The sequence below is a fragment of the Alishewanella sp. HL-SH06 genome, assembly GCF_052656265.1.
In genome coordinates this window covers 891,183-917,546 of sequence record NZ_CP199752.1, presented here as the reverse complement: position 1 = coordinate 917,546, position 26,364 = coordinate 891,183, and the positions used below count along the sequence as shown (strand labels likewise).

General features: G+C 46.5%; 28 protein-coding genes. 13 read left to right on the top strand and 15 right to left on the bottom strand.

Annotated elements, in window-relative coordinates:
- Position 1: 1 nt before the first annotated feature.
- Genes ftsX through ftsY form a run of 3 tightly spaced genes read right to left on the bottom strand, consistent with a single transcriptional unit; the run spans position 2 to position 3,044 of the window.
- Complete coding sequence (gene ftsX / locus ACUJFK_RS04170) at positions 2-982, bottom strand: permease-like cell division protein FtsX (protein ID WP_226749422.1); 981 nt, start codon at positions 980-982, stop codon at positions 2-4.
- Positions 979-1,662, bottom strand: a complete 684-nt coding sequence (gene ftsE, locus ACUJFK_RS04165) for a cell division ATP-binding protein FtsE (RefSeq protein ID WP_226749421.1) — start codon at positions 1,660-1,662, stop codon at positions 979-981. The genes ftsX and ftsE overlap by 4 nt, the downstream gene beginning before the upstream one ends.
- Positions 1,663-1,667: 5 nt before the next feature.
- Entirely contained in the window at positions 1,668-3,044 is a 1,377-nt protein-coding gene (ftsY, locus tag ACUJFK_RS04160; protein ID WP_445426170.1) for a signal recognition particle-docking protein FtsY, read from the bottom strand.
- An 81-nt stretch (positions 3,045-3,125) separates the two neighbouring features.
- Between ftsY and rsmD the strand changes: the two genes are divergently transcribed.
- A complete protein-coding gene (gene rsmD / locus ACUJFK_RS04155; RefSeq protein WP_445426169.1) occupies positions 3,126-3,716 on the top strand; it encodes a 16S rRNA (guanine(966)-N(2))-methyltransferase RsmD in 591 nt (196 codons plus the stop codon).
- Here rsmD and ACUJFK_RS04150 read toward each other — a convergent pair.
- Positions 3,705-4,331, bottom strand: coding sequence for a YjaG family protein (locus ACUJFK_RS04150; RefSeq protein ID WP_226749418.1), 627 nt, complete (start codon positions 4,329-4,331; stop codon positions 3,705-3,707). The two genes, rsmD and ACUJFK_RS04150, sit on opposite strands and share 12 nt — an antisense overlap.
- 350 nt (positions 4,332-4,681) lie before the next feature.
- On the opposite strand from ACUJFK_RS04150, the gene ACUJFK_RS04145 reads away from it, so the two are divergent.
- Complete coding sequence (locus ACUJFK_RS04145; RefSeq protein WP_226749417.1) at positions 4,682-5,269, top strand: DUF4136 domain-containing protein; 588 nt, start codon at positions 4,682-4,684, stop codon at positions 5,267-5,269.
- An 8-nt stretch (positions 5,270-5,277) separates the two neighbouring features.
- Here ACUJFK_RS04145 and ACUJFK_RS04140 read toward each other — a convergent pair whose 3' ends face one another.
- The gene (locus ACUJFK_RS04140; RefSeq protein WP_445426168.1) at positions 5,278-5,862 is read right to left on the bottom strand and encodes a DUF3833 domain-containing protein; all 585 of its coding nucleotides are present in this window, start codon (positions 5,860-5,862) and stop codon (positions 5,278-5,280) included.
- A gap of 105 nt (positions 5,863-5,967) precedes the next feature.
- Here ACUJFK_RS04140 and ACUJFK_RS04135 point away from each other — a divergent pair, with 105 nt between their 5' ends.
- A complete protein-coding gene (locus ACUJFK_RS04135; protein WP_445426167.1) occupies positions 5,968-6,585 on the top strand; it encodes a 2OG-Fe(II) oxygenase in 618 nt (205 codons plus the stop codon).
- Between the two features lie 3 nt (positions 6,586-6,588).
- Here the strand turns inward: ACUJFK_RS04135 and ACUJFK_RS04130 are convergent, their stop codons facing one another.
- The 3 genes from ACUJFK_RS04130 to ACUJFK_RS04120 are packed head-to-tail and all read right to left on the bottom strand — an operon-like array spanning position 6,589 to position 8,428.
- The gene (locus ACUJFK_RS04130) at positions 6,589-7,029 is read right to left on the bottom strand and encodes a DUF192 domain-containing protein (protein WP_445426166.1); all 441 of its coding nucleotides are present in this window, start codon (positions 7,027-7,029) and stop codon (positions 6,589-6,591) included.
- On the bottom strand, positions 7,026-7,913 hold the full coding sequence (ubiA, locus tag ACUJFK_RS04125) for a 4-hydroxybenzoate octaprenyltransferase (protein WP_445426165.1): 888 nt from the start codon (positions 7,911-7,913) through the stop codon (positions 7,026-7,028). The genes ACUJFK_RS04130 and ubiA overlap by 4 nt, the downstream gene beginning before the upstream one ends.
- Positions 7,910-8,428: a chorismate--pyruvate lyase family protein gene (locus ACUJFK_RS04120; RefSeq protein ID WP_445426164.1), complete on the bottom strand. Its 519-nt coding sequence runs from the start codon at positions 8,426-8,428 to the stop codon at positions 7,910-7,912. Before ACUJFK_RS04120 ends, ubiA begins: the two co-directional genes overlap by 4 nt.
- Before the next feature lie 153 nt (positions 8,429-8,581).
- Between ACUJFK_RS04120 and ACUJFK_RS04115 the strand changes: the two genes are divergently transcribed.
- A complete protein-coding gene (locus ACUJFK_RS04115; protein WP_226749411.1) occupies positions 8,582-8,980 on the top strand; it encodes a flagellar basal body-associated protein FliL in 399 nt (132 codons plus the stop codon).
- 7 nt (positions 8,981-8,987) lie between these two features.
- Here ACUJFK_RS04115 and glpG read toward each other — a convergent pair whose 3' ends face one another.
- On the bottom strand, positions 8,988-9,797 hold the full coding sequence (gene glpG, locus ACUJFK_RS04110) for a rhomboid family intramembrane serine protease GlpG (RefSeq protein ID WP_445426163.1): 810 nt from the start codon (positions 9,795-9,797) through the stop codon (positions 8,988-8,990).
- On the bottom strand, positions 9,784-10,107 hold the full coding sequence (gene glpE, locus ACUJFK_RS04105) for a thiosulfate sulfurtransferase GlpE (RefSeq protein WP_445426162.1): 324 nt from the start codon (positions 10,105-10,107) through the stop codon (positions 9,784-9,786). Before glpE ends, glpG begins: the two co-directional genes overlap by 14 nt.
- 151 nt (positions 10,108-10,258) lie before the next feature.
- Between glpE and ACUJFK_RS04100 the strand changes: the two genes are divergently transcribed.
- The 6 genes from ACUJFK_RS04100 (at position 10,259) to dusC (ending at position 15,246) form a co-directional block, all read left to right on the top strand.
- Positions 10,259-10,849: a LemA family protein gene (locus ACUJFK_RS04100; RefSeq protein ID WP_226749408.1), complete on the top strand. Its 591-nt coding sequence runs from the start codon at positions 10,259-10,261 to the stop codon at positions 10,847-10,849.
- A gap of 3 nt (positions 10,850-10,852) precedes the next feature.
- Complete coding sequence (locus ACUJFK_RS04095; protein ID WP_445426161.1) at positions 10,853-12,661, top strand: M48 family metallopeptidase; 1,809 nt, start codon at positions 10,853-10,855, stop codon at positions 12,659-12,661.
- Positions 12,662-12,742: 81 nt separating this feature from the next.
- Complete coding sequence (locus ACUJFK_RS04090; protein ID WP_226749406.1) at positions 12,743-13,207, top strand: hypothetical protein; 465 nt, start codon at positions 12,743-12,745, stop codon at positions 13,205-13,207.
- Between the two features lie 42 nt (positions 13,208-13,249).
- Positions 13,250-14,122, top strand: coding sequence for an HDOD domain-containing protein (locus tag ACUJFK_RS04085; RefSeq protein ID WP_445426160.1), 873 nt, complete (start codon positions 13,250-13,252; stop codon positions 14,120-14,122).
- A gap of 1 nt (position 14,123) precedes the next feature.
- A complete protein-coding gene (locus tag ACUJFK_RS04080; protein WP_226749404.1) occupies positions 14,124-14,279 on the top strand; it encodes a DUF2256 domain-containing protein in 156 nt (51 codons plus the stop codon).
- Between the two features lies 1 nt (position 14,280).
- The gene (dusC, locus tag ACUJFK_RS04075; RefSeq protein WP_445426159.1) at positions 14,281-15,246 is read left to right on the top strand and encodes a tRNA dihydrouridine(16) synthase DusC; all 966 of its coding nucleotides are present in this window, start codon (positions 14,281-14,283) and stop codon (positions 15,244-15,246) included.
- 37 nt (positions 15,247-15,283) lie between these two features.
- Here dusC and tdh read toward each other — a convergent pair whose 3' ends face one another.
- From tdh to ACUJFK_RS04060, 3 genes are all read right to left on the bottom strand, one after another.
- Positions 15,284-16,309, bottom strand: a complete 1,026-nt coding sequence (tdh, locus tag ACUJFK_RS04070) for an L-threonine 3-dehydrogenase (protein ID WP_226749402.1) — start codon at positions 16,307-16,309, stop codon at positions 15,284-15,286.
- 14 nt (positions 16,310-16,323) lie between these two features.
- Positions 16,324-17,520, bottom strand: coding sequence for a glycine C-acetyltransferase (locus ACUJFK_RS04065; protein ID WP_226749401.1), 1,197 nt, complete (start codon positions 17,518-17,520; stop codon positions 16,324-16,326).
- Positions 17,521-17,650: 130 nt separating this feature from the next.
- Positions 17,651-18,322, bottom strand: a complete 672-nt coding sequence (locus tag ACUJFK_RS04060) for a TetR/AcrR family transcriptional regulator (RefSeq protein WP_226749400.1) — start codon at positions 18,320-18,322, stop codon at positions 17,651-17,653.
- A gap of 109 nt (positions 18,323-18,431) precedes the next feature.
- Between ACUJFK_RS04060 and coaD the strand changes: the two genes are divergently transcribed.
- The gene (gene coaD, locus ACUJFK_RS04055) at positions 18,432-18,941 is read left to right on the top strand and encodes a pantetheine-phosphate adenylyltransferase (protein ID WP_445426158.1); all 510 of its coding nucleotides are present in this window, start codon (positions 18,432-18,434) and stop codon (positions 18,939-18,941) included.
- Positions 18,942-19,039: 98 nt separating this feature from the next.
- Here coaD and ACUJFK_RS04050 read toward each other — a convergent pair whose 3' ends face one another.
- Together ACUJFK_RS04050 and ACUJFK_RS04045 are read right to left on the bottom strand one after the other, a co-directional pair.
- Positions 19,040-19,774 (bottom strand): SapC family protein, encoded by a 735-nt coding sequence (locus tag ACUJFK_RS04050; RefSeq protein ID WP_445426157.1) that lies wholly within the window; start codon positions 19,772-19,774, stop codon positions 19,040-19,042.
- A gap of 193 nt (positions 19,775-19,967) precedes the next feature.
- Positions 19,968-21,566: an AbgT family transporter gene (locus tag ACUJFK_RS04045; protein ID WP_445426156.1), complete on the bottom strand. Its 1,599-nt coding sequence runs from the start codon at positions 21,564-21,566 to the stop codon at positions 19,968-19,970.
- Between the two features lie 399 nt (positions 21,567-21,965).
- Between ACUJFK_RS04045 and ACUJFK_RS04040 the strand changes: the two genes are divergently transcribed.
- Both ACUJFK_RS04040 and ACUJFK_RS04035 read left to right on the top strand, forming a co-directional pair.
- Positions 21,966-22,715 (top strand): 3-hydroxybutyrate dehydrogenase, encoded by a 750-nt coding sequence (locus tag ACUJFK_RS04040; RefSeq protein WP_226749396.1) that lies wholly within the window; start codon positions 21,966-21,968, stop codon positions 22,713-22,715.
- Positions 22,716-22,755: 40 nt separating this feature from the next.
- Positions 22,756-26,241 (top strand): PAS domain-containing hybrid sensor histidine kinase/response regulator, encoded by a 3,486-nt coding sequence (locus ACUJFK_RS04035; protein ID WP_445426155.1) that lies wholly within the window; start codon positions 22,756-22,758, stop codon positions 26,239-26,241.
- Positions 26,242-26,364 lie beyond the last annotated feature (123 nt).

Here is a 26,364-nt window from a genome sequence, read left to right as displayed (position 1 = left end):
ACTATGGGCCAGATGGCTCAATCGCCCGAATATGTCGGCGTACCGAAAGGTAAGAACCGCCAACACCTAAGGATACCGCCAGTAAAATAACACCGAAAAATTCGTATAGATTCATCGCCTGTAATTGAAAGTCGCTCTGATAAAGACTGGTGATATCACTGATGGCTCCCCGTAAACCCCAAAGCAAGGTTTCAGACACCAAAAACGCTAATAAGCCGCCTAGCACACCAAACCATAAACCCGTGTATAAAAAGGGGCGCTGAATAAAACTATCAGTGGCGCCGACCAATTTCATCACTTCAATTTCAGCTTGTTTGCTGATAATCGATAAACGAATAGTATTACTCACAATAAACAGAACTGCGCTGAGCAAAAGTAATGCGATAGCAATCACCGCTTGCTGCATCAAGCGCACCACCGCTTCTAAGCGGGTTAGCCACTCCAAATCCAGTTTAGCGAACTCAACGATGCGCTCAGCCGCTAATTGTTGCATTAAGGCCCGCGCTGCCGCAGGCTCAGTGTTCGCGGGCATAACCACTAACACATCTGGCAACGGATTTTCTGTCAGGTAATTCAGGGCTTCACCAAAGCTAGAGGCGGCTTGAAATTCAGCCATCGCATCGGCTTTATTGATATGCCTAACCGCGGTGATCTGTGGATCGGCTTTTAAAATAGTTTGCAGGCTTTGAATTTGCGCCGCCGATGCGTCCTCCCGAATAAATAAATTAATTTCAGCAGCTTTAGCAAAGCTATTACTGATTTGCTGGGCGTTCTTGACCAATAAGTGCAACGTAACCGGTAAGGTTAAACTGAGCCCCAGCACAATAATGGTTAAAAACGAGGCCGCAGGAGTACGCCATAACTCACCTAAGCTACTTAAAGCTTGGCGGATATGATGCACAAAAAACATCAGAAAACGGCGCACCAAGCTAATACGGTTAGCCTTCGCTCCCGTAGCGCGGCCACTGAACAAAATACTCATACTTGAATCCTCGTTGGGTTCAGATCATCGTTGATCATGCGCCCTTGCTTTAAGGTCAAAGTACGATAACGCATTCGCGCAATCAGCCCCAAATCGTGGGTTGCGACCAATACAGACACACCAACCTGATTAAAGGCTTCAAAGACTTGCATAATATCGCGTGATAATTCGGGATCAAGGTTACCGGTAGGCTCGTCTGCGAGTAACAGCGGCGGCTTATTTACTACCGCCCGAGCAATGCCGACACGTTGTTGCTCACCGCCTGATAAGGTTTCAGGCAAACAACGTTGCTTATCTAACAGCCCTACTTTATCGAGAGCGGCATGCACACGTTTAACCATCTCTTTGCCCGTAAAGCCTTCGATAACTAAGGGTAAGGCGACATTATCAAAGACGGTATGATTCATTAATAAGCGGTGGTTCTGGAAAATAATACCTACATCACGGCGAACATAAGGAACTTGGCTGCGCTTTAAACGGCTTAAATCAATATTATTGATCATCACCCGCCCGGTGCTAGGGCGCTCGATCATGCTAATCAGCTTTAAAATGGTACTTTTACCCGCACCAGAATGGCCGGTTAAAAACACCATTTCGCCTTTGGCGATGCGGAAATTGATACGCTCAAGCGCCACAAAACCGCCGGGATAACTTTTGCTGACATGATCAAACTGCAACATGCGGTTTAGTCCTTATTAAATAACGCCCGGATAAAATCTTTAGCTGCAAACTGCCGCAAGTCATCAATGGCTTCGCCTACACCGATAAAACGGATCGGCACTTTAAACTGATCCGCAATTGCGAAAATCACCCCGCCTTTGGCTGTGCCATCTAGCTTAGTTAAACTAATGCCCGTTAGCGGCACAGCCTCATTAAATAACTTGGCTTGGCTTAGCGCATTTTGGCCGGTGCCAGCATCTAACGTTAGCATCACTTCATGTGGTGCCTGCACATCAATTTTTTGCAGCACGCGTACGATTTTCTTCAACTCTTCCATTAAGTGCGCTTTGTTTTGTAAACGCCCTGCAGTATCAGCGATTAAAATATCCACTTTACGTGCTTTAGCCGCTTGATAAGCATCAAAAATAACAGAGGCACTGTCGGCACCGGTATGCTGTGCAATAACGGGGATCTTGTTACGCTCTCCCCACACTTGCAATTGCTCTACCGCAGCGGCGCGAAAGGTATCACCAGCGGCTAACATTACGCTCTTACCTTGCTGTTTAAATTGCTGTGCCATTTTTCCGATAGTGGTGGTTTTACCCACACCGTTAACGCCAACCATTAAAATAACAAAGGGGCCACTGCTGTTTTCGGGGATTAAAGGCTGTTCCACATCGTGTAATAACGTTGCCATATCCAGTTGCAGTTTATCAAATAATAAACCGGCATCTTTTAATGCTTTGCGATCGGCATGTGTCGTCAGCTGTTTAATCAGCTTTTGCGTCGTGTCCATGCCCACATCAGCCAGTAATAGCTGCGTTTCTAATTCTTCGTACAACTCTTCATCGATTTTCTTACCGACAAATAAACCCGCTAAACCGGCGCCGAGGTTTTGGCTGGTTTTTGCTAAGCCTTGTTTTAAACGTGTGAAAAAACCCGGTTTTTTCTGTGGCTGTGCGGCAGCGATGGGCTCTGCATTGTTTTCATCGCTGACTGCAACATCAGATGAAACTGCAGCATGCTGGCTTGAAGTCTCCACTTCGGCTTGAGGTTTCGTGGCAACTTGCTCTACCCCATCAGGTTTTATAGAGGCGGGTTCGACAGGTGTCGGCTCTGCAACACGCTCTGCTGGCTTTAATGCCGCCGTCACATCAGGTGATTCTGACAGTGCTTGCAGATCAGATGCTGGAGTGGCATCCGTTACGGCAGGCTCTGCAGCAGCCGTCTCTGGTGCGTTATCGGCGTTAGGCTGGGTGGGCGTTAACAAAGGCTCAGTAGCAGGTTCAACTGCCGTAGGCGTTGCATCGTTTTTGTTGGTATCCGCCGCAGGGGCATCGGCCGGGGGGGTATTTTTTTTACCAAAACCTAACCAGGAGAAGAGTTTATTTTGTTTTGTCATATGCTTTTGTGTCAGAGTCGGAAAACTAGGATAAAATTGGCTTTATACTAACACCTTTATCAGCAAGGCAAAATGCAATAGATGAAACAACTGAAAACGCATGCGGCTAAGGCAGCACAACCTGGCTTTGTCAGAATTATCAGTGGCAAATGGCGCGGTAAAAAGCTGCCGGTAGCCGATGCTCTGGGTTTGCGCCCAACCACCGATCGAGTAAAAGAAACGCTATTTAACTGGTTGATGCACGATACTGCACAAAGCACTGTGCTAGATTGTTTCGCCGGCAGTGGCAGTTTAGGTTTAGAAGCCCTATCGCGGCATGCGGCCTTTGTAACCTTAGTTGAAAAGGCGCCCAACTTGGCTAAACAATTACAGCAGCATTTACGCCAACTCGACGCCAGCAACGCTGAGGTGTTAAATCAAGATTGTTTATTGTGGTTACAACGCCCGGCGCTACGCCAATATAATTTAGTGTTGATTGACCCACCCTTTCGTCAGAATTTAGCGCAGCCATGCTGTGTAGCATTAGAACAACAAGGTTGGTTGGCTGAAAATGCGCTGATTTATCTGGAAACAGAAAAGGAACTGACATTAGAAAGCATACCGGCGAATTGGCGCTTATTAAAAGAGAATATCGCCGGTCAGTTAGCGTATCGCTTATGGTTAAGAGGCTGATGACGGGTTTTGGGGCAATTCCATTGCTAAGTTGGTCAGCCCCTGCTCTTTTACCCAGGCCTTAAGGCTTTGCATTTGCTCACGACCTATCACGGTCATCGGTGTTACTAACGCGATAAGCTCAGCTAAACACTCCATTTCATAGCACATTAGCGGATCTTCACGCACAATCTTCTTCAACTCGGCTTCGGTAGTAATATCTTCATCAACCGTGTTGTATTCAATTAAACGCGCCACTGTCGCTTGCGAAATTTTAGCAACATTGAGAAACTCTGCGGCATCTAGCTGACAAATACCATTTAACATCATATCTAACGCCGTGGCGCAATCAACCGCCGGATAAACACCGAACATATCAAAATGATTCACTTCTGGCGTCACCAACTCTAGCTCTTCCGCTAAACGCTCAAAGTTAATTTTAACTTTTTTTACCGTTAACCATTCCCAGCACAGATCTAAAATATTGCGTAACAACTTGCTGTCACCAAACTCGCTTACTTCAGCAAACAACTGATAGTTCGGTAACATTCTTTCCATTAACGTCGCGGCAATCGCGGCTTGTTGATATAACGATAATTCGCGCATTAATTGAAAGTTATTCGCTTTTTGATTCATAAAGATCCTGCTAAGGGTACTGGCAAAGACAGCGTGGTTAAGTGAGTTGTCGATTATAGCCTAATGTTAGCGATCGATGTTGCAAGCATCGGCGAGAATATTCGACTATTTACACTAACAGCATGTTGGCCTCGAAATATTTTTGCACCATGCCTTACGCCAAGGTCGGCGCAGTGTATGATAACTATGGCTCAGTATTATGGCGCAATTCGCTATAATAGGAACCTTTAAGTAGTTTTAACAGTCATACCCTGTGCAGATAATGCCAGATCCAGTCGATGCTAAGTGCTGATCGCACTTGGGCATTTTGCAGTAAAATACTTTATTTCAGTAACGGTAAGCAGGTGTTTATGAACAGACAATCTTTTTCAACCATGTGGCGTACTCTAGTAACAGCGGGCAGTTTGCTGCTCCTTAGTGCCTGCGCGACTGGCCCTACCGTACGCTCAGATCAAGCCCCCGATGCCAACCTGGCTAATTACCAAACCTTTGGCTTTATGACCGAGTTAGCCACTGACCGGGGCGGTTATACTTCGCTGGTGACACAACATCTGAAAGCCGCGGTCACAGCTGAAATGACCGCACGAGGTTATCGCTTTTCTGAAGAAAGCCCGCAGTTATTAGTCAATTTTAATTCGAACGTGGAGCAACGCACTGATATTCGCACCACCACTTCTGCCGCGCTTGCGCCTTATAGCTATTACCACTACCGTCGTGGTTTTTACAGCCCGTTTCCTTACTATCAAAAAGAAGTAGAAACCGTGCGTTACAAAATTGGCACCGTTAATATCGACGTGGTTGATGCGGCACGTAAGCAATTGGTGTGGGAAGGGGTTGCTGAAGGCGTGTTAAAAAGACAAGATTTAGAAGAGCCACGCCAAGCAATGGCTCAGGTTGTTGCGAACATTTTCGACAAGTTCCCACAACCGCGCCGCTAAGCGGCGCGCTAGCGGCTCAAGCTTTTATTGGCCAGTTCAGCAACCTGCTGTTTAAGGTTACTGCAACTGGCTTGCGGATTTAGCTGTTGAATAGACAAGGTTAATTCCGCCACCTTAATCCCAAACTTATGCATTGTTGTGCGGTTAATCAGGTTTTGTTGATCCACCAAGTACAACCAATCTTTCACCGTAACATCTAATTCATCACCGTTATACGGAATACGCAATACATACTGCCAATAAAGGCTATTACCGGCCAACTGGCCATTTGCTGCACCCACGACATCCCCTGCAGAACCGGTTATGCGACCATCGGCAAATTGCGTTAACTGCCAATGCCGCTGCTCAACTCGGCCATCGCTAAAATAAAAGACTTCATATAAGTCACCTTTATCACCCTGCCACTCACCGCACAAGTCTGCAGTAAAGCGTAATGTTTGCTTACCGCGCCAATCGTGCAGTACCCCATAAGCCTTGCCACTGCCTAAGAAAAATTCTTTTAACGAAAGCTTGGGTGTTTCGGCTTGATACTGCTGCACCGACTGACTACAACCGGCCAGCAATAACGCCGCCGCCATGATACAAATACGCATATCGGATCTCCTGATAAACCTTGCTTAAGCATACGCCAATAACTACCGTCTGGCTCAGTACTATGGCAAACTAGCGCCCCGTTATTCTTGCCAAGAAGATTCATCATGTTCAGCATTGACCCTGCGCAATTTGCCCCCTTATTGGACAAATTTAACCAACAGGGATGGGTATTAGCCCCTCAATTTGTGCCTGCGGCTTTAAATCAAGCGCTATTAGCGGATTTGCAGCAACAACAGTTGCAGCAGGCGGGCGTAGGACGACAGCAAGCGCATAGCATCAATGCAGACATTCGGCGTGATAAAACGGCGTGGTTTGATGGGCAAAGCACCGCGCAACAACAGTACCTGCAATTAATGCAAGCCTTACAACAGGCGTTTAATCGGGCATTTTTTTTAGGGTTATTTGATTTTGAGTGTCACTATGCGCGTTATAGCCAAGGCGACTTTTATCACAAACACCTTGACGCATTCCGCGGCCGCTCTAACCGGGTGCTGACCACCGTAAGCTATTTGAATACGGTCAGCCAAGGTGGCGAACTACAACTGTTTAGCGAAGAGGGTCAACTTATCAGTAGTATTGTGCCAACGGCAGGCAGTTTAATTTTGTTCGAAAGCGAGCGTTTCCCGCATCAAGTATTACCGGCCGTAGACGAGCGTTACAGTATTGCCGGTTGGTTTAGACGCAATAATAGCCTGCAAGGACACATTGATCCGCCTAATTAACATTTAAGGTTTTGCTTCTGCGGCCAGTAAACGTACATGAGTACCTTTACCTAGGTTTTGTGCAGCAAACCAACCTTGCGGCATTTCTAATGCCGCAATAATGGCAATCTCAGAGGGTACCGGCGTTTCATCAAATGGCTGCAGCTGACGAATATGGTGGATGGTCCAATCTTCGGTAATAAAAGCAACATCCAACGGCATGCTGGTGTTACGCATCCATAAACTGATTGCTTGTGGTTCGGTATAAAGCAGCAACATACCGGGTTCAGCCTGTTGTTGAAACATCAAACCCTGGGCGCGCAACGCAGGGGTATTGGCCAACTGCACCGGCACTGTTACCGAGTCTAACTGCAAACGCGCAGCGGGAAAAGTCAGCAGCGTCGTCTGCGTTATCGCGGCACAACTGGTTAATAACAAACAGAAACTCAGTAACCATGCTTTCATGCAAATCCCCCTAGGCTTTGTTGAGCAAAGCTCACAAAAAGCCCAATAAAAATAATTAAACCCACATAGTGGTTATGTAAAAAGGCTTTAAAAGCACCTTGCCTGCTGTTATACGCTAACCAGTGCTGGTAAGCAAAAGCCGGTAGCGTAGCAACAATAGCCAGATAATACGGCCAACCTAATAATAACTGCCAGCCAATCCAGCTTAATAAAGTTAAGAAGATCAGCTGCAGCACGGCAATAATCGGTAACGCGAAGGCACCAAACAAAATCGCAGTAGATTTTACGCCAATCTGTAAATCGTCTGGCCGATCGACCAGCGCATAGTAGGTATCATAAGCCACTGTCCAACATAAATTGGCTAAATACAACGCCCAAGCATAACCGGGGATCTCGCCCTGATAGGCCATAAATGCCATCGGAATACCCCAACTGTAAGCCGCACCTAGAACCACTTGCGGTAAATGAGTGTAGCGCTTCATAAAGGGGTAACAACTGGCCAGTAGCACGGCCACTAATGCCAATAATTGGGTGGCCCTATTGAGAAACAGCAATAAGCTAGCCGCCAGCACCAGCAGTACTACAAACAATTGTAACGCTTCGCGGGCAGTGACCGCGCCAGTTGCAAGCGGTCGGTTTTTCGTGCGTTCTACCTGACCATCGACTTTACGATCAGCGTAATCATTAATCACGCAACCGGCTGAGCGCATTAAAATCACCCCTAATGTAAAAACCAGCCACATGCTAAAAGACGGTATACCTTCGGCTGCGAGCCACAGCGCCCACCATGTTGGCCATAGCAGCAAATAAATACCAATAGGTTTATCTAGTCGCATTAACTGGCTGTAAAAAGCCCGCTGTCGCCAACGTAACTGCCAACTCATAAATTTAGTACCCCGGGCAAAAAGACTTCTGCAACCAATAACGGTTGCTCTGCTACTGAAAATACCGAGCGTCGCGCCCAAAAATACCCCGGTGCCACGCCAGCAAAACCTTTAGTTAAGGCTAATTGTGCGACTTCAATAGCGCTTCTTCTGACATCATCAAATTGAAATAGCAACTCGCCCAGCGGCTGTTCGCCTAGCGCAACTAAGGCTTGGATGTGCTGCATACTTTGCTCCGGTAACCAGCTTTGAGCATAAACGACAGGTTGTTCGTCACACCACATTAATACTTCTCGGCACACACACTGCTGCACTGGCTTTGGAAAACTCGCTTGTAGAAAATGCGGCAGTACAGCCGTAGTCTCGGCAATAACTTGTAAGCGAAAAGACGTACTGTGCGCTTTTAATCTGGCGGTTAAAGAACCCGACTCTAACAGCCAAGGCGCTAAAGATGTGGGTAAAAGCGACGTGGCCGCATGCTGCCAAGCCTCTTCTAATGATAAAACAACACTCATCGTTTTCTGCTATCAAGCCCTTATAAAAAGTTGCCGCATCATAGCAACTGCTTAAATTTTTTTCAGCTCAAATTGCCCGTGCACTAGGTGATTTCAGGATCTGCTGATATTATTAAAACACGTTATCTCTTTACGGTTACGGAATTTCTGCCTTTGAAATCAATTCTGCAAAGTCTATGCTTCGCCCTGTTGCTGTCTGGTACTGCAGCGGCGCAACAAACAACTACCGAAGTGGTTTATTACGGTTTTGAGCCGGATATCGTGACGAATTTTGTCTCGGAAAATCGCCGCAGTTTAGGCTATGTGCGAGTCTCCATTGAGTTGATGCTGCCAAATAAAGAAATGCTCTCAGTGATCGAGTATCACGAGCCGATGATCTTAGACACCATTATTGGTATTTTAAGTAAACAGCCTGAACAAAAAATTAAATCAATTACCGGTCGTGAAGAAATCCGTTTAGAGATTTTTGAACAGTTAAAAGTGGTATTGAAACGGGAAACCGGCCAAACCATGGTGCAAGATATTTTATTTACAAAGTATCTTTACCAATAAGCCCGCTTTACACGGGCTGTTTTGAATGACGCAATACAGCCCAAATTAGGCCACACGCCAACCCGCCTAAATGTGCCCAATTGGCCATATTAACCCATAGCACATCCATAAATCCTAACGCTAACCACAGCAGCATAAACGCCGCTAAACCATCGGTCACCGGGTAATGGTGTTTTCCGGCCAACTTATCACTCAGCCAACAATAGCCAAACAGTGCATACACCACGCCAGATAAGCCACCAAAATCAGGGCCAACTAACGCCAACTGCAAACCATTTGATAATAATGCACTACTCAAGGTTAATTGAATAAGCAACGCACTGCCCGCTCGCTGTTCGATTTTTTGCCCAAGCAAAAACCACCAGCACAAATTAAACACGATGTGCGTTAGCGAAAAGTGCAGCAGTATTGGTGTTATCCAACGCCAAATTTGCGCCGGTTCTGTTAACATCAGAGCGCTATTGGCCGCTTGAAAACTGAGTTGTTGCCATAAATATATGAGGCATACCAACAGCACGATGAGTGAGGTAACAGGAGATTGCAGTAACTGTGACCAACGCAAACTGGGCCGCTTACCACTTGTTGCTATGGTTCGGCTTTGTTGCCAAGCGGCGGCTTGATAACGGGCGTGATCGGGTTCAGTCAAAAACTGCTTTAATAATGGCTCAATTTGGCTCAGTTGCTCAGCAGGTGCGGCTAAGGTGGTTGTTTGGCCTTCCTGCTCCAGCTCTACCTGCAAACCTTTGCTGGTGCAATAGTCTGCAAATAAACGCGCAGGAATAGCCGACTCAAACGCGACAAACTTATGCATTGTCATCAGTGACAACCGGATACTCGGCACGCCAAGCTGCAACACCACCGTCCATGCTGTACACCTCTTCATAACCTTGTTGTGCTAAATATTGCGCAGCACCTTGGCTAGAATTGCCGTGATAACATACTACAACTATGGGCTGCTCAAACGGAAATTGCTGCATAAATTGCACAATACTGCCATTCGTTAAGTGATAAGCGCCTTCGATATGACCGGCAGCAAAACTGTTTTCATCCCGGATATCCGCAATAATGGCTTGCTGCATGATCAGCTGTTGGGTTTCTGCCACCGAGATACGTTTAAAATCGCTCATTTTCACCTCATTCAGAAAAGGCCTTATCATAGCGCAGCGCTTTGTGAATAGCAGCCTTGATAACAAACTTTACACGCATTAACCGAAGAACTGCTGGACAATCAGTTAAACCTTCGTTAACAATAAACCAAATATATTGTTGGAGTAGGCTATGGCACCCCTTATCATTTTAGCGCTGATCGCGGCTCTGGTGTTTTACATCATCAGCATCTTTAATCAGCTGGTAAAACTCAGAAATCGTTTTCAAAACGCCTTCGCACAAATCGAAGTGCAGTTGAAACGTCGTTACGATTTAATCCCAAATTTAGTCGAAACCGCGAAAGGCTACATGAAACATGAGCGCGACACACTGGAAGCGGTGATAGCAGCAAGAAATACCGCGTTAGCGGGGCTAAAAGTGGCCGCCAATAATCCAGGCGATGCCGGAGCAATTGGTCAACTGGCGGTTGCTGAAGGGGCATTACAAAGCTCAATGGCGCGCTTTAGTATGGTGATGGAAGCTTACCCTGACTTAAAAGCCAGCGAGAATATGCAGCAATTATCAGAAGAGCTGACCAGCACAGAAAACCGTATTGCCTTTGCCAGACAAGCGTTTAATGACGCGGTGACAGACTACAACAGCTACAAGCAAAGCTTTCCGCCGATGTTTTTCGCAGCCAGTTTTGGGCATAGCAAAGATGCGGTGTTATTAGAATTTGCTGATAGCGCAGCCATTCAAGCGGCACCGAAAGTTAGCTTTTAAATAATGGCGACAAACTTTTTTCAGCAGCAAGATTTAGCACGTCGCAATACCCGTTTGTTGGTGGTGATCTTTGGTATGGCGGTGTTGTCGCTGATTGTGCTAACTAACTTGCTGGTGATGATTAGCCTGGGTTTTGTGCAAGACGTACAAAGCAGCTTTATGCTGCCATGGGAAGTGATCAGCAGTATCAGTTTAGTGGTCATTGCCGTGGTCGGTTTAGCCATTACGGCTAAGTGGCAGCGGCTAAAACAAGGTGGCCGCACTATTGCCGAGGCGCTAGGTGGTATTCGGGTAACCCCTGATACCGCCGATAGTGCAGAGCGCCGTTTACTGAATGTAGTAGAAGAAATGGCCCTAGCGGCTAATTTGCCTGTTCCCCCCGTTTATTTGCTACCTGAAAGCGGTATCAATGCCTTTGCCGCCGGTTACAGCCAGTCTGACGCGGTGATTGGTATCACCCAAGGTAGCTTGCAACAACTAAGCCGAGACGAATTACAAGGCGTTATCGCGCATGAATTTAGTCATATTTTAAATGGTGATATGCGGATGAATATCCGCTTGATTGCCATTTTAAATGGCATCTTGTTTATTGGTCATATTGGCTATTATTTATTGCGCTCTGGTCGCGGTAGCAGCGCACTGATGAGTAGCCGCACACGCAATAAGAATGCTGGTGGCTTATTACTGTTTGGCATTGGTTTAGTGGTGATCGGCTATCTAGGTTCATTTTTTGGTAATTTAATTAAGGCTGCGGTAAGTAGACAACGCGAATATTTAGCGGATGCTTCTGCGGTTCAATTTAGCCGGAACCCTTTGGGTATCAGTGGCGCCTTGAAACGGATTGGCGGCTATCAAGCGGGCTCAAAAATTAACCACCCGAACGCGGATGAAATGAGCCATCTCTTTTTTGGCGAAGCACTGAGTCGCTGGACCAGTATCTTTGCCACTCATCCGCCTTTAGCAAAACGTATCCAACGTTTAGATCCCACTTGGAATGGTCGTTTCGCGGCAACAACGAGCCCCAAAAAAACCAGTGCAGAACAAACCACGAGCGACTCGCCAGCATTATCCGCGCGTCAGAGCATGCTCGCTGCCCTGCCGTTGCTATTAAGCCAAAGTAGCCATCAGCTATTACCCGCTAAAGCCATTGTTTGTGCCATGTTACTGACCCCAGAGCAATTGGCTACACAATTAGCTATGATTAAAAACCAAGGATCACCCACTCTTTTACAACAAGTGGATCAACTGGCCGATGAGGTGAGCCGTTTACCACTGGCGCAACAGGTGCAATTACTGCAACTGACGATCCCTACCCTGAAACAACTCAGCGCCATTGAATTTCAACAATTTTCAGCGCTGCTACAACAATTAACCGCCAACAACCCCAGCTTACAAGCTTGGCTATGTTTAAATTTTATTCAGCATAGTGTCGCCAGTCAGTTCAGCGCTAAAAACGTACATCATCGCGCGCATTCGCACAGTTTGGCGCAGTTACAGCCCCAATTAACTCTCTTATTCAGCGCACTAGCCGACTGCGCTGGGCCTGAGCAAGCCGAACCCGCGTGGCATGCCGCTTGGCAGCAACTGGCTTTGCCCAAGGTGCCGGCAAAACCCGTTACCGACTACCAAGCACTAACAGCTGCTTTACCTATGCTAATCAACGCTGCTCCCAAAGTTAAACAACAACTGTGGCAAGCCGTACTTGTTACTATCGCTGCTGATAAACATTTCAGTGACGCAGAACAAGCGATGACTAACTTATTGGCAATGCTCTTAGAAATGCCCGTCCCCTTAACAGCAGATTTTAGTTAGGTGTTGATTTTCAGACAGGGCTTTAGCACAAGCGCAGGCTAAGGTACAATGTGCGCTTTGTTGAATTGCCTGGAAGGTGCCATGTCTGATAATCGCTTATTCTTGTTGTACGATGCCTCGTTCGACGAAATGGATGCTGAAGGCTGCCCAGGATTTGGTTATGTTTTATTATTTTCTGCCGACGATGTAGAACAATTTCAACCGGGTGAAAACCCCGAGTGTGCTGCAGTGTCTATGCTATTTACGGATCATGCTGATGGCAGTATCAGCGGCGATTTATTAGGTTGGGCACATGTTGATGCCGCTATTTTTCAAGAATACCCGTTAGGTCAATTCTTAGTATTAATGGAACAAGCGGCTCAAGTAGCGATTAATGCTTATCGTCAGGTCGGTCAGGTACCCGATAAACTGGTTGCAGTGAATTTACCGGATGACGAATTATTGCAATTTGATGTGCAGTTTAACGATTTGCAACTTACAGAGCAGCAAACTGAACAACAACTGGCACAGCAATTGATGCTTGGTCGTCCTTACCTCGATTCATAACAGCAACATTAAACCGTTTTAACAAGCACGCGGAGTAGCGGCATGGTTCAAGCAATCAATATGGGCTTAATTGAGCAAGCCTTACAAGGTTTCACCATTCCACCGCAGCCGCAAATTTTGCAGCATATTCAAAAACAACTTAGCAGTCAGGATCCTGATCTGAATCGTATTGCAGCCCTAATCGCACTGGATATCGGTACTGCGGGTTTTACTTTAAAAGTAGTCAACTCTGCCTTTTTTGGGCTGAAAAATAAAATCACCTCTATAGAGCAAGCCTGCCGCTACCTGGGCTTAAACCGTGTGATTATGTTGGCGCGCAGTGTGTTATTACGCTTTACCTTGGAAGACGGGCGCCAAGATGCTTTTAATCAAAAGCTCTGGAATAACGCCTTGCACACTGCCAATATTGCCATGACACTCGCCAAACAATTGAATTTTAGCCAACACGTCCAAGATGATTGCTATTCTCTGGGCCTGTTTCGCAATGCCGGCATGGCCTTAATTAGCCAACAGCGCAATGACTATGCCGCAATCATGCAGCAAGGCCTGCAACAGCAACAACACTATAGTGAAATTGAAGAGCCACGTTTTCACACCAGCCATGAAGTATTAGGTTATTTGATTGCCGAATCTTGGGGGCTGTCAGACATGTTGTGCAATGTAATTGCATATCACCATAGCACGCCTTTAATCCTGGCAACTGACAACTCAGCAGAACAACAACGTTTTGCGTTGTTAAAGATTGCTGAGTATTTTAGTGGTGAAAGCCGACAATTGTTCGCTGTTCATCAAGATCCTGAGTGGCAAAGCCAGCAAAGCGCCATCCTCGATGTATTGGAGCTAGAGCCGCTGCAATTACCTGAACTGGCGGAACTGCTGCATCGCCAAGATTTACATACCATTTATAGCGTTTAAAATGGCGCATAAGAAATGTCATTTACCTGAAAAAATCTGCCCCGTCTGCCAACGCAGTTTTAGTTGGCGGAAAAAATGGCAGCAGCACTGGGACGAAGTGCGTTATTGCTCAGAGCGCTGCCGACGTCAACGAAACAACGATAAAGTAACCCCCTAATATGCGAATTATCTTGGCACCGATGGAAGGTGTTGTCGATCACTTGATGCGCGAAATGCTCACTGCTATTGGTGGTTATGATTTATGCGTTACCGAGTTTGTCCGTGTTGTCGATCAAAAACTGCCTACCCGGGTCTTTACGCGGCTTTGCCCTGAGTTATTACAAGGCGGTAAAACCCTTGCCGGCACACCTGTACGCGTTCAGTTATTGGGCCAAGAGCCCGACTGGTTAGCCGAAAACGCCGTGCGTGCCGTCGAGTTAGGTTCGCCAGGTGTCGATTTAAACTTTGGTTGCCCTGCAAAAACCGTTAATAAAAGCCGTGGCGGTGCTGTTCTGCTGCGTGATACCGAGCAGTTGTATCGTATTGTCAAAGCCGTACGTGCTGCGGTACCAGCTGAATTTCCAGTGACAGCTAAAATTCGATTAGGTTACGAAGATACCCGTTTAGCCATTGCTAATGCCTGCGCCATCGCCGAGGCGGGTGCTAGTAGTTTAGCCATTCATGCTCGCACTAAATCAGATGGCTATCGCCCACCCGCTTATTGGCCTTGGATCGCGAAAATTAAACAACAGGTCGCTATCCCATTAGTCGCCAATGGTGAGATCTGGAATGCCGAACAGGCTTTGTTATGCCAAGAGCAAAGCCAATGCCAAGATATTATGCTCGGCCGTGGTGCCTTAGCGATGCCGAATTTAGCTCAACATATTCGACTAAAACAGCCACCATTACCCTGGCCTGAGGTACTCGCGCTATTAATGCGCTATTCGGAATTTGAAATGTCGGGCGAGAAAGGTAAGTATTACGCCAACCGCGTAAAACAGTGGTTTAGCTATTTAAAACTGCAATATCCACAAGCCAGTGAGTTGTTTCAGCAATTACGTGTGCTGACTCGAAGCGCCGATATTTTAGCGCTATTGCAACAGCAGCGAGAAATAACAGAGCGAGCCGAAGCTCGCTCTGTGTAATGCAGTTGGCTGTGTTTTTTAGTACACAGCAAAAGCCTTAAGACCAGTTTAAGATCACTTTGCCCGATTGGCCTGAGCACATAATCTCAAAGCCTTCTTGGTAGTTTTCCATCGGCATTTCATGAGTGATAATCGGGCTTAAATCTAAGCCTGATTGAATTAAGCTGGCCATTTTGTACCAGGTCTCAAACATCTCACGGCCATAAACGCCTTTAATCACTAAACCTTTAAAAATAACTTTATTCCAGTCAATCGCCATTGAGCTGGGTGGAATACCCAGCATGGCAATTTTACCGCCGTGGTTCATGGTATCAAGCATGCTGCTAAATGCAGACGGCACACCTGACATTTCTAAACCGACGTCAAAGCCTTCGGTCATGCCCAGTTCGCGCATCACATCTTTCAAGTTTTCTTTACTCACATCTACGGCACGGGTTGCGCCCATTTTTTTAGCGAGTTCTAAGCGATAAGGGTTTACATCGGTCACCACCACATGGCGTGCACCGACGTGCCGAGCTACGGCAGCCGCCATAATACCAATAGGACCAGCACCGGTGATTAGCACATCCTCACCCACTAAATCGAATGACAATGCGGTATGCACCGCATTACCGAACGGATCGAAGATTGCCGCGATGTTGTCTGGAATATTGTCGGCGAGTTTAAAGGCGTTATAAGCAGGGATCACTAAATACTCGGCAAAAGAGCCGGTACGGTTAACGCCCACACCTATGGTATTTCGGCATAAATGCACGCGACCAGCACGACAGTTACGGCAATAACCGCAAGTGATATGGCCTTCGCCCGATACGCGATCGCCTATGCTAAAGCCACGAACTTCTGAGCCCATGCCTTCAATCACACCCACATACTCATGACCAACAACCATGCCATGAGGAATGGTATTTTGCGCCCACTCATCCCATTTGAAGATATGCACATCGGTGCCGCAAATAGCGGTTTTCTTGATGCGAATTAACACATCGTTCGGGCCCACTTCTGGTTTTTCAACTTCCGTTTGCCAAATACCCGGTTCTGCTTTTAACTTTGCTAATGCTTTCATTACTACGCCCCGCCTTATGCGATCACGCCCATGTCTTTACCAATTCGGATAAAGGCCGAAATGGCTTTATCTAATTGCGCTTTTGTGTGTGCTGCTGAAATTTGTGTGCGGATCCGCGCTTGGCCTTTTGGCACCACGGGAAAGGAGAAACCCACCACATAGATCCCCTCTGCCAACATGCGTTTTGCCATTTCTGCCGCGACCTTGGCATCCCCTAACATCACCGGAATGATGGCATGATCTTTACCGGCCAGCGTAAAACCTGCCGCCGTCATTTGCTCACGGAAATAATTAGCGTTTTGCCATAGCTGCGCGCGCAATTCATCGCCTTGCGCCAGCATGTCTAATACTTTAATTGACGCGGTAACAATAGAGGGCGCTAAAGAGTTCGAGAACAAATAAGGCCGTGAACGTTGCCGTAACCAATCAATAATGGCTTTTTTACCCGAGGTATAGCCGCCTGAGGCGCCACCTAAGGCTTTACCTAAAGTGCCGGTAATTATGTCAACGCGATCCATTACTTCACAATATTCGTGAGTACCGCGACCGTTTTTACCAACAAAACCGACCGCATGACTGTCATCTACCATGACCATGGCATTATATTTATCGGCCAGATCACACACTGATTTCAGATCGGCAATGACGCCATCCATCGAAAAGACACCATCAGTGGCAATGAGTTTAAAGCGCGCACCGTCGGCGTCGGCTTGTTTTAATTGCGCTTCTAATTCGGCCATATTGTTATTGGCATAACGATAGCGTTTCGCTTTACACAACCTCACGCCATCAATAATAGAAGCATGATTCAGTGCGTCAGAAATGATCGCATCTTCAGCACCTAAAATCGTTTCAAATAAACCTGCGTTAGCATCAAAGCAAGAAGAATACAAAATGGTATCTTCGGTACCAAGAAACTCGCTCACTTTGGCTTCCAAGGTTTTATGAATATCTTGCGTACCACAGATAAAGCGCACCGATGCCACACCAAAACCATGGCTTTGCAAACCGGCCGCGGCGGCAGCAATCAGATCAGGATGATTGGCCAACCCTAAATAGTTATTCGCACAGAAATTGAGTACCTGTTGCGAGCCAACCGTCACATCGGCTTGCTGTTGCGATGTGATGATACGTTCTGCTTTGTACAGACCTTCTGCTTTCACCTCTTCGAGTTGTTGTTCTAGATGGTGCAGAAAAGCGCCATTGCGCATAAAGCCTCCTCTGGCAATATTGGGCAGGAATTAAGCTGTTGAACTCGCTATTGTAAAGATTTAGTGCGGTGACTGCAGCGTTCAACGTGAAGCAGCTCGACGGCAGCGCCGCCAAGCTGTAAAGAAAAGCCTACAAATCGGCAGCAAATTCATCGCTACCGGCTAAATCGGTATAATGCTGCTGTAGCTTCCGAAAATCGGGTAATGCTTCTGCCGTGGCATAAGGCTTAAACAACAAGAGAACTTTTAGTACGCCGCGATATAAATTAGCCTTATTGACTGCCGCTAACGGTGCTTGGGTTTTTAAATAGCTGATCCAAAAACTCACCAGCAACTTGATATTATGCGCTACGTCGCGGATATCATTGGGCTCGATAGCAATCACCTTTGCGTCATTTAAGCCCTTAATCACCGCCATGACCCGTGCTAACACGTTTTGTTGTACGTGCAAGTAATCTTGCTGTAACGCAGGATCGCGCGCCAAAATATCCGGCAAATTGGCATAAAAAAACTGGAAACGCCACATTAACTCAAACACCGCATCAAGATAGTCGGTCAGTAAATCCAGTGCCTGTTCAGGCTGCGCAGGAGGTTTGATCCGTGTATCGAGTAATTTGGCATATTCGCGAAAGATCTGCCGCACAATATCTTCTTTATTTCTGAAGTGATAATACAAATTACCCGGGCTTATGCCCAAGTGTGCAGCGATATGGTTAGTGGTAACTTGACGTTCACCTACTTCGTTAAATAAGGCAATACTGGCCTGTAAAATGCGGTCTTTGGTTCTTAACTTCTTTTCCATTACGTCGTGCGAGCTTCTGTTAATCAGCAAGTATTTTGTTATAGTAACGCCAAACTGAATGTAATTACCAGCCACGCTTTTGCGTGCGCTGGCCGAGGACCACCCATAGATGAAAATCCGCGCTATTTATCCTGGCACTTTTGACCCTCTGACCAATGGCCATGCTGATTTGGTTTTGCGTGCTGCCCGCCTCTTTGATAGCGTCGTCGTGGCAGTGGCGTCTAACCCAAGTAAACAACCGTTATTCACTTTAGAAGAGCGTGTAGAACTGGCTAGAGCGGCATTTAAAGATTGCTCTAATGTCAGTGTCATTGGCTTTTCTGGCTTGCTCGCCAAGTTTAGCCAAGAACAACAAGCGCAAGTATTGATCCGCGGTGTGCGTGCGGTTGCTGATTTTGAATACGAGTTTCAGTTAGCCAGTATGAATCGTTCGTTAAACCCGGAATTAGACAGCATCTTTATGACGCCCTCTGAAAAAAATACCTTTATCTCATCCACCTTGGTCAAAGAAGTCTGTCGTCATGGCGGTGATGTTTCGAGCTTTGTCCCCGAGCATGTCAGAATTGCGCTGCAAGCACGTTTAGCCCAAGTAGCTGCAACAGCTCAACCCATTGGCTAAATAACTTAAATACCGCTTAAAAAAAAGGGCTCAGTAAAACTGCGCCCTTTTCTTATTGCACTGGCGGTTACTGTAACGGTAACCGCTTAGCTTTGGCCTTATTCTGTTTTTGCAACAGCGGCGGCATCACGTGCGGCTAACTTTTGCACTAATTTTTGCGTATGCTGAAGTGACATCAGGTGAGCATAAATCGCAGTTAAGTAACCTAACTTACGTAATTCAAGGAAGGTTTCATCGCTTAATTCATTCAACGCTTTATCATCAATCATGTTAATACCGTTGATATTACGCTTTTCTTCATTGATGGTAACAGTAAGCACTTGCTCTTTAATTAGGCCTAACTCTTGCATTTTTAGCGTGAAGTTATGAGTAATTTGGCTAAAATCAACAAAATCTGCCATTTGCTGTTTACGAGCAACTAAGTAGTCGCTTTCAGTGCCGTCTTCATTAAACAAGGCAAAACCTTCAGTGTCGTTCACACGCTCAGACGATTCGTCGATAGCCACGATTAAACGATCACTACCTGGCTGATCTTGTACTAGCACTAGAGGGTAATTACGAGCAACACGAGGAACATACATACCGTCCCACTTGCCATCTTTGATCACCAGGTTTTGCTGCGCTGATAAACCTAATAACACCACGGGTTGGAAATTTTCACCCGATTGATCTTTAACAAAAACGATAGGGAATTCAGCACCCGCAACCACAAACTCATGTACTACAACCGGTAACATATGCTCATTAGCAATGTGTTGAAAAAGATTTTGCGTATTGATCTTGGTTTTGGCGTGACCTTCTTTGTGTAACGCCACTACTTTATTTTCTGCCATATACTACTCTGCTCTCTAAATTTTAAATTAAGTATGTTGTGTTGGTTCGCTGCAGCATCTCACTCATTAACCTGGCTATGGAACGGTCGGCCCGCAGTAAGGCGGAACAAGCCTGACGTTATACAGACTGCTGCTTCGCTGCCTGAGCCATGTTATATCACAGCTTTCAAGCAGCGGTAAGCCTGATCACCAATTACTGTGTGAATTCGTAATAGGTCGGGGCATTTGGCCCCACGGGCATTCCTAATAAGAACACCCATGTATAAAATAAAAGGACCCAACCCACAAAAAATACCATGGTGTAAGGCAGCATGGTGGCAATCAGCGTACCGATCCCCATGTTCTTTTTATAACGAGAGGCCACCGCCAAAATAAGCCCAAAATAGCTCATCATTGGCGTAATGAGGTTAGTGACTGAATCACCAATACGGTAAGCCGCCTGAATCACCTCTGGTGAGTAACCGACAATCATCAGCATCGGCACAAAAATGGGTGCGAAAATCGCCCACTGTGCAGAGGCAGAGCCCAAAGACAAATTGACAAAAGCACACATCGCGATAAAAAACACGAAGAGTTCTGGCCCGGTTAAACCAATATTTTGTAACAAGGTGGCGCCTTTTACCGCAAATATCGCCCCTAAATTTGACCAGCCAAAAAACGCGACAAACTGCGCCGCAAAAAACACCAGCACGATATAAAGACCCATCGAGCTCATGCTTTTAGCCATGGCATCAATCACATCACGATCGCTTTTCATGGTGCCAACAATGCGACCATAAACGTAACCCGGAATACCAAAAGTAATAAAGATAAAAACAACGATGCCTTTAAGAAACGGGGAGTTATCTACCAAGCCGGTTTCGGGATGCCGTAACACACCATTTTCTGGCACGATACTGAGCGCCAGCAAAATGCCTAAGAATAAAAACGTTAAACCCGCCGCTTTTAAACCGCGTTTTTCTTGAGGCGTCAGTGCATCGAGTTTTTGCTCACCCAAATCAACCGAAGCTTCATTCGGGTTGTATTTGCCCAGTTTTGGCTCAACGATTTTTTCTGTGACTAAAGCACCGAGCGCAGCAATTACAAAGGTACTGACAATCATAAACCACCAGTTAGCTTCGGGGCCAACGACATAGTTTGGATCAATTAAATTCGCCGCTGAAGTGGTAAAGCCTGCCAGTAAGGGGTCGACCGTACCAATAAATAAGTTGGCACTGTAACCGCCTGAAACACCAGCAAAAGCGGCAGCTAAACCGGCTAATGGATGACGGCCTAACGAGTAAAAAATTAAGGCAGCCATCGGAATGAGCACCACATAACCCAGCTCTGAGGCTGTATTAGAAATGATACCGGCAAACACAACCGTGACCGTGACCATGCGTTTTGATGCATTCATCACTAAGCCACGCATCGCCGCAGAAATTAAGCCGGAGTGCTCCGCCACACTGACACCCAGCAAGGCCACTAACACCACGCCTAAAGGCGCGAAACTGGTAAAGTTAGTGACTAAATTTGAAATAATCCGCTGTAAGCCATCAACCGTCATCAGGCTTACCACCTGAATGGTGCCGTCGGCTGCGCGGCCAGAGGTACCCACAGGTCTTGGATCAATCGCACTAAAATCAAAGTAAGCGGCGATACCACTGCCAAAAACCACGGCAATAGCAAAACAAGCAAATAAAGTTACAGGGTGTGGGAGCAGATTACCTAAAAATTCTACAGTATCGAGAAATCGGGTAAACCAGCCACGTTTTTCCGCAACGCCGTTTGGCGTTTTGCTGGAATTCGTCATCAATCGGATCCTCTTGGTCAAAGGTGGCGCAATAAGACAGCGTTATTGCAAACCAGACGGTTTTTATTTTAATAAGCGCCAAGGTTGGTTTGCCTTGCTGGCTGCTCAAGTACCGTTCTGGTGAATTGTAAAAGCGCTAAATCTATCACAGGAAATCAGTAGCGCAAAGCTGCAAACCTTTTACCGCTTTACTTTCATCGTTAAAAGCCACTCACTGGCGAACCTTTATTGTGGTCATTTCGCTGCAGATTGTCGCTTTGGTTAAGCCCAATAAAAAGCATTTTAATGCCCTAAACTGTATTGGTTAACCACACGCATGGCACACATAGCACTAAAGTACCGTTGAAGTAAGACGCCAGCTTTCTTAGCATGTTAAGTATTATTTATAGGAGAGTTATTATGCGCGTAGTCGTTACTGGAGCCACCGGCGGCATTGGTTTTGCCGTTGCCGAAGCCTTTGCTAAAGCAGGTCATGCTGTGGTGTTGGCCGATTTAAATGCTGAATTACTGAAGAGCAAAACGGCAGAGCTCACCGCTGCCGGATATATCGCCGACGCCTTTGTATTAGATGTCACCAATGCCGAGCAAATTGCCGCATGTGCCGCACAATTTCCAGCAGATATTTTAATTAATAATGCAGGTATTCAGCATGTTGCTCGCTTAGAAGACTTTCCACCAGAGAAATGGGCATTATTATTGGATGTGATGCTAACCGGCCCCGCCATGTTAACGCGGGCCATGTTGCCGCATATGCAGCAACAAAACTTTGGTCGGGTGATCAACATTGGTTCTATCCATGCGTTAGTGGCATCGCCGTTTAAATCGGCCTATGTAGCAGCCAAGCATGGTTTACTGGGCTTTAGTAAAGTGATCGCACTGGAAAACGCAGATAAGAACTTTACCATCAACACCATTTGCCCAGCTTATGTTAAAACGCCATTGGTAGAAAAACAAATTAGTGCCCAAGCTAAAGAGCATAACTTAACCGAGCAGCAGGTCATTGAACAAATTATGCTAGCGCCGATGCCACAAAAGGCTTTTATTGATGTCAGTGAAATTGCTGAAACCGCCTTATTTTTGTGCCAACCGGCCGCCAAACACATTACGGCGCAAACCTTGGTATTGGATGGTGGCTGGACAGCACGCTAGCTGAACCAGTAAAACTCAGGCACAATCAGAGTATTATGTATTGACGAGCTCTGCCTCTGCAATGATTCAAAATGGTAGCGGTATCGGTTTAGCCACCCTTGCCGCCATATCACTGCTGTATTTGTTGGTGCTATATTGCGTTGGCCTGTTCGGCCGACGAATTACCGCACAGCATCCGCTTGCGCCCTGGGTGTTTAGTTTAGCCTTATCCATATATTGCACATCCTGGGCTTTTTATGGCGTTACGGCTCAAGCCGTGGTAAATGGCTGGTGGCTGCCCCCCACCTATATTGGCTCTTTTATCCTGTTTTGGTTTGGCTTTAAATTGCTCGCCCGCGTCGCTGTAGCGTGCCGGCGCTATCGCATCACCTCTATTGCTGACTTTATTGCCACCCGTTTTGGCCATTCGCGGCTGTTAGCGGTGATGATCACGTTAATTTTATTGATGACGGTGATCCCCTATATCACGCTGCAACTGCACGCCGTTGCGACCAGTATTAACACCTTAGTGAAAGTGGAAACCGGAGAGCATTGGTATACCGATACCGGGCTTTATGTGTGTTTATGGATGGCAGTGTTTGCGCTGCTGTTTGCCGGTAAAAGCGCACGCGCCCACCAGCCGAACCCCGGTTTAATGACCGCCATTGCCTTTGAGTCGCTAGTTAAACTGTTTGCGTTGTTAGCCATTGCGATATTTGTTGCATGGGGCATCTTTGACGGCGTAGGTAACATCTTTGAATTAGCCGCCGACAGTAACGCTGTACAGCAAATTCAACGTCAGCGCTTGCCTACGTACACCTATTGGATCCATGTATTACTGGGTTTTGCGGCTACCCTTTGTTTGCCTTGGTTATTCCATGTCAGCTTTGTCGAAAACCAAAAGTTGAGCCATTTGCGCAACGCGCGCTGGGTTTTTCCGCTGTACTTATTATTGATGGGCGCCTTTAGCCTGCCCTTAGGTTTAGCCGGTATTATGTTACTGGGTGAAAACGCCAATCTCGATTTAGTGATTCTACAACTGCCGCTCGCGGCTAATCGCACCGATATTGCCTTGCTAGCATATATTGGCGGTTTCTCGGCGGCCACCAGTATGGTTGTGATCGCCACCGTTGTACTGGGGATTTTGATCACCAACGAATTGCTAGTGCCGTTATTGTTTCGTCGAAACAACCTAGCCAATGATCAACAAAAACTGATTAAAGTGGCGACTGTACGACGTTTAGCCATGATCGTGGTACTCACGCTCGGTTTTATTTATTACCGGTTTATTGGCACTGGCACCGGGTTAGCGCAACTCGGCTTAATGGCATTTGCTTTAGTGGCACAGTTAGCACCTTCGCTAATTATGGGGCTGTTCTCACGTCAAATAAATCGGCGAGGTGCCATAACAGGTTTGGGCAGTGGCGCCTTAATTTGGGCTTATGTATTGCTGTTCCCTGAACTCGTGCGGGCCGGCATTATCAGCAGTCAAATACCTTTAACAGGGCCTTTTGGCGTAAGTTGGTTAGCCCCACAACATTTATTTGGCTGGCAAGGCGATAGCATTACGCTGGGGGTATTACTCAGTTTAAGCGTTAACTGTGTAATGACCTTACTGGTGAGCCAATTAACCAATACTGGTATTAGTGAATGGCTGCAAAGCGGCCGCTTTTTGCGCAGCAGCCGTGAAGCCCCAGCCAGACCATTACAACAACTGACCATTCAAGAGTGTTACTTATTAGTTCGACGTTTCGCAGGAGAACGCGAAGCCCAGCGCCTGTTACAACGCAACACCAAAGACAACCAAAGCGAATTGCAGCGTTTAGCGCCGATTAATGTAATTCAAGCCACTGAGCGCAGCCTGGCAGCAGTATTAGGCGGCGCTTCGATGCGTTTAATTATGGATGCCAGTGGTCGACATGGCCGTTTGCCGATGGAAACCGTTGAACGCTTTGTCGACGAAGCCAGCCAAGTTTTTCGCTTTAATCAGAATTTATTGCTCTCCACTATTGATAACATCAGCCAAGGTATCGCCGTAGTCGATGCCGATCAACGCGTTATTGCCTGGAATCAGCGCTATATCGAGATGTTTGATTACCCACCGGCGATGGTCGAAGTAGGTCGCCCAGTTGCTGAGTTAATCCGTTTTAATATGCAACGCGGTTTAATTGATAGCGCCGATATTGAAAGCGAAGTGGCTAAACGCATTGGCTTTTTACGCCAAGGCAGTCAATATCGGGTGCAGCGCGAACAACAAGATGGTCGCGTGTTAGAGATACAAGGTAACCCCTTACCCGGCGGCGGCTTTGTTACTACCTATACCGACATCAGCTCTTTTATTGCCGTGCAGCAACAATTAGAGCAAAGTAATCAACTACTTGAACAACGCGTAGCCGAGCGCACCAGCGCCCTACAGCAGTTAAATGCTCAATTACAACAAACCCAACAGCAGCTCGAAATAAGTACGCAAGCCAAAACCCGTTTTTTTGCTGCCGCTGGGCACGACTTAATGCAGCCTTTTAATGCCGCGGCTTTATTCGCTAGCTTGTTACGGCAAAAAGTGACGGAACCCGAATTAAAACAATTAAGTGAAAACTTGAGCCACTCCCTCAATTCTGCCGAGGAATTACTGACGGCTATCCTCGACTTAACCAAACTCGATTCAGGGGTAATTAAAGCACGTCATCAACCGGTGAGTGTGCAAATATTGTTAGAAGACATTGCCCGTGATGCCACCATTTTAGCCGAGAAAAAGGGCTTAAAATTTAAGCTGCATAGCACAAAACTAGTAGTGAATACTGATCGCAAACTGTTAAAACGTGTCCTACAGAATTTACTGGCGAATGCCATCCGTTATACCCCTGCAGGAAAAATTGTTTTAGGTGTGAAACGCCGCGGCGAGCAACTACAAATTTGTGTATTGGATACCGGTGTTGGTATTGCGCTGGCCGATCAGCAGCGTATTTTTGAGGAGTTTCAACAAGGTAGCCAACCCGATCAAAAAGGCTTAGGTTTAGGCTTAGCGATTTCTCACCGGATCAGCGCTATTTTAAATCACACCTTAACGGTGCAATCGGTGGAAGGCCGCGGCAGTTGCTTTAGCTTGTTATTACCTCGCGCCCACTTGGTACCGGCACCGCTTGAGAGCACTGCAACAATTAGCGATATTAGTGCCAGCTTTGCTGGGAAAAAAGTACTGCTACTTGATAACGAACCACAACTGCTGCATGCCGTCGCTGCGTTATTGCAAAGCTGGCAATGTGAAGTGCTCGCTTTACAACAGCCTGGTGATGTTCTAGCCGCACTACAACAAGGCTTTCAACCCGATCTCTGTTTATTTGACTATCACCTCGATAATGGTGCTACCGGTATCGACGTTGCGATTCAATTAACCAGTCACTTTGCCCTCAGTGTTCCAGTGATCATTCACTCTGCTGATCATGATCAATTAATCCGAGAACAAGCACTAAGTAGCGGTTTCTATTTCTTGCTGAAACCTCTGAAACCCGTCGCATTAAAACGTTTATTTCAGCGTCTATTAAAATAGCGCCAGCCCTCTTCGTTTAAAACTTAAATAACATCCTTTTTATAATTACGCGGCATTAACAATAATGTTTTTATAAAAAATTATTCTGTTGATTTGCTTTACGACTTTCAAGCCATAAACTAT

What these genes read in the sequence shown, in the direction of transcription:
- ftsY (WP_445426170.1), bottom strand. Translation starts at nt 3,044, where the DNA reads ATGACAAAACAAAATAAACTCTTCTCCTGGTTAGGTTTTGGTAAAAAA.
- ACUJFK_RS04060 (WP_226749400.1), bottom strand. Translation starts at nt 18,322, where the DNA reads ATGGAAAAGAAGTTAAGAACCAAAGACCGCATTTTACAGGCCAGTATT.
- ACUJFK_RS04140 (WP_445426168.1), bottom strand. Translation starts at nt 5,862, where the DNA reads ATGCGTATTTGTATCATGGCGGCGGCGTTATTGCTGGCCGGTTGTAGT.
- ACUJFK_RS04150 (WP_226749418.1), bottom strand. Translation starts at nt 4,331, where the DNA reads ATGAATCAAAAAGCGAATAACTTTCAATTAATGCGCGAATTATCGTTA.
- ACUJFK_RS04050 (WP_445426157.1), bottom strand. Translation starts at nt 19,774, where the DNA reads ATGGCAGAAAATAAAGTAGTGGCGTTACACAAAGAAGGTCACGCCAAA.
- ACUJFK_RS04045 (WP_445426156.1), bottom strand. Translation starts at nt 21,566, where the DNA reads ATGACGAATTCCAGCAAAACGCCAAACGGCGTTGCGGAAAAACGTGGC.
- ACUJFK_RS04100 (WP_226749408.1), top strand. Translation starts at nt 10,259, where the DNA reads ATGGCACCCCTTATCATTTTAGCGCTGATCGCGGCTCTGGTGTTTTAC.
- ACUJFK_RS04130 (WP_445426166.1), bottom strand. Translation starts at nt 7,029, where the DNA reads ATGAAAGCATGGTTACTGAGTTTCTGTTTGTTATTAACCAGTTGTGCC.
- ACUJFK_RS04095 (WP_445426161.1), top strand. Translation starts at nt 10,853, where the DNA reads ATGGCGACAAACTTTTTTCAGCAGCAAGATTTAGCACGTCGCAATACC.
- ACUJFK_RS04145 (WP_226749417.1), top strand. Translation starts at nt 4,682, where the DNA reads ATGAACAGACAATCTTTTTCAACCATGTGGCGTACTCTAGTAACAGCG.
- ACUJFK_RS04085 (WP_445426160.1), top strand. Translation starts at nt 13,250, where the DNA reads ATGGTTCAAGCAATCAATATGGGCTTAATTGAGCAAGCCTTACAAGGT.
- ftsE (WP_226749421.1), bottom strand. Translation starts at nt 1,662, where the DNA reads ATGTTGCAGTTTGATCATGTCAGCAAAAGTTATCCCGGCGGTTTTGTG.
- ACUJFK_RS04090 (WP_226749406.1), top strand. Translation starts at nt 12,743, where the DNA reads ATGTCTGATAATCGCTTATTCTTGTTGTACGATGCCTCGTTCGACGAA.
- ACUJFK_RS04080 (WP_226749404.1), top strand. Translation starts at nt 14,124, where the DNA reads ATGGCGCATAAGAAATGTCATTTACCTGAAAAAATCTGCCCCGTCTGC.
- glpG (WP_445426163.1), bottom strand. Translation starts at nt 9,797, where the DNA reads ATGACAATGCATAAGTTTGTCGCGTTTGAGTCGGCTATTCCTGCGCGT.
- glpE (WP_445426162.1), bottom strand. Translation starts at nt 10,107, where the DNA reads ATGAGCGATTTTAAACGTATCTCGGTGGCAGAAACCCAACAGCTGATC.
- ACUJFK_RS04135 (WP_445426167.1), top strand. Translation starts at nt 5,968, where the DNA reads ATGTTCAGCATTGACCCTGCGCAATTTGCCCCCTTATTGGACAAATTT.
- rsmD (WP_445426169.1), top strand. Translation starts at nt 3,126, where the DNA reads ATGAAACAACTGAAAACGCATGCGGCTAAGGCAGCACAACCTGGCTTT.
- ACUJFK_RS04120 (WP_445426164.1), bottom strand. Translation starts at nt 8,428, where the DNA reads ATGAGTGTTGTTTTATCATTAGAAGAGGCTTGGCAGCATGCGGCCACG.
- ACUJFK_RS04040 (WP_226749396.1), top strand. Translation starts at nt 21,966, where the DNA reads ATGCGCGTAGTCGTTACTGGAGCCACCGGCGGCATTGGTTTTGCCGTT.
- tdh (WP_226749402.1), bottom strand. Translation starts at nt 16,309, where the DNA reads ATGAAAGCATTAGCAAAGTTAAAAGCAGAACCGGGTATTTGGCAAACG.
- coaD (WP_445426158.1), top strand. Translation starts at nt 18,432, where the DNA reads ATGAAAATCCGCGCTATTTATCCTGGCACTTTTGACCCTCTGACCAAT.
- ACUJFK_RS04065 (WP_226749401.1), bottom strand. Translation starts at nt 17,520, where the DNA reads ATGCGCAATGGCGCTTTTCTGCACCATCTAGAACAACAACTCGAAGAG.
- ubiA (WP_445426165.1), bottom strand. Translation starts at nt 7,913, where the DNA reads ATGAGTTGGCAGTTACGTTGGCGACAGCGGGCTTTTTACAGCCAGTTA.
- ftsX (WP_226749422.1), bottom strand. Translation starts at nt 982, where the DNA reads ATGAGTATTTTGTTCAGTGGCCGCGCTACGGGAGCGAAGGCTAACCGT.
- dusC (WP_445426159.1), top strand. Translation starts at nt 14,281, where the DNA reads ATGCGAATTATCTTGGCACCGATGGAAGGTGTTGTCGATCACTTGATG.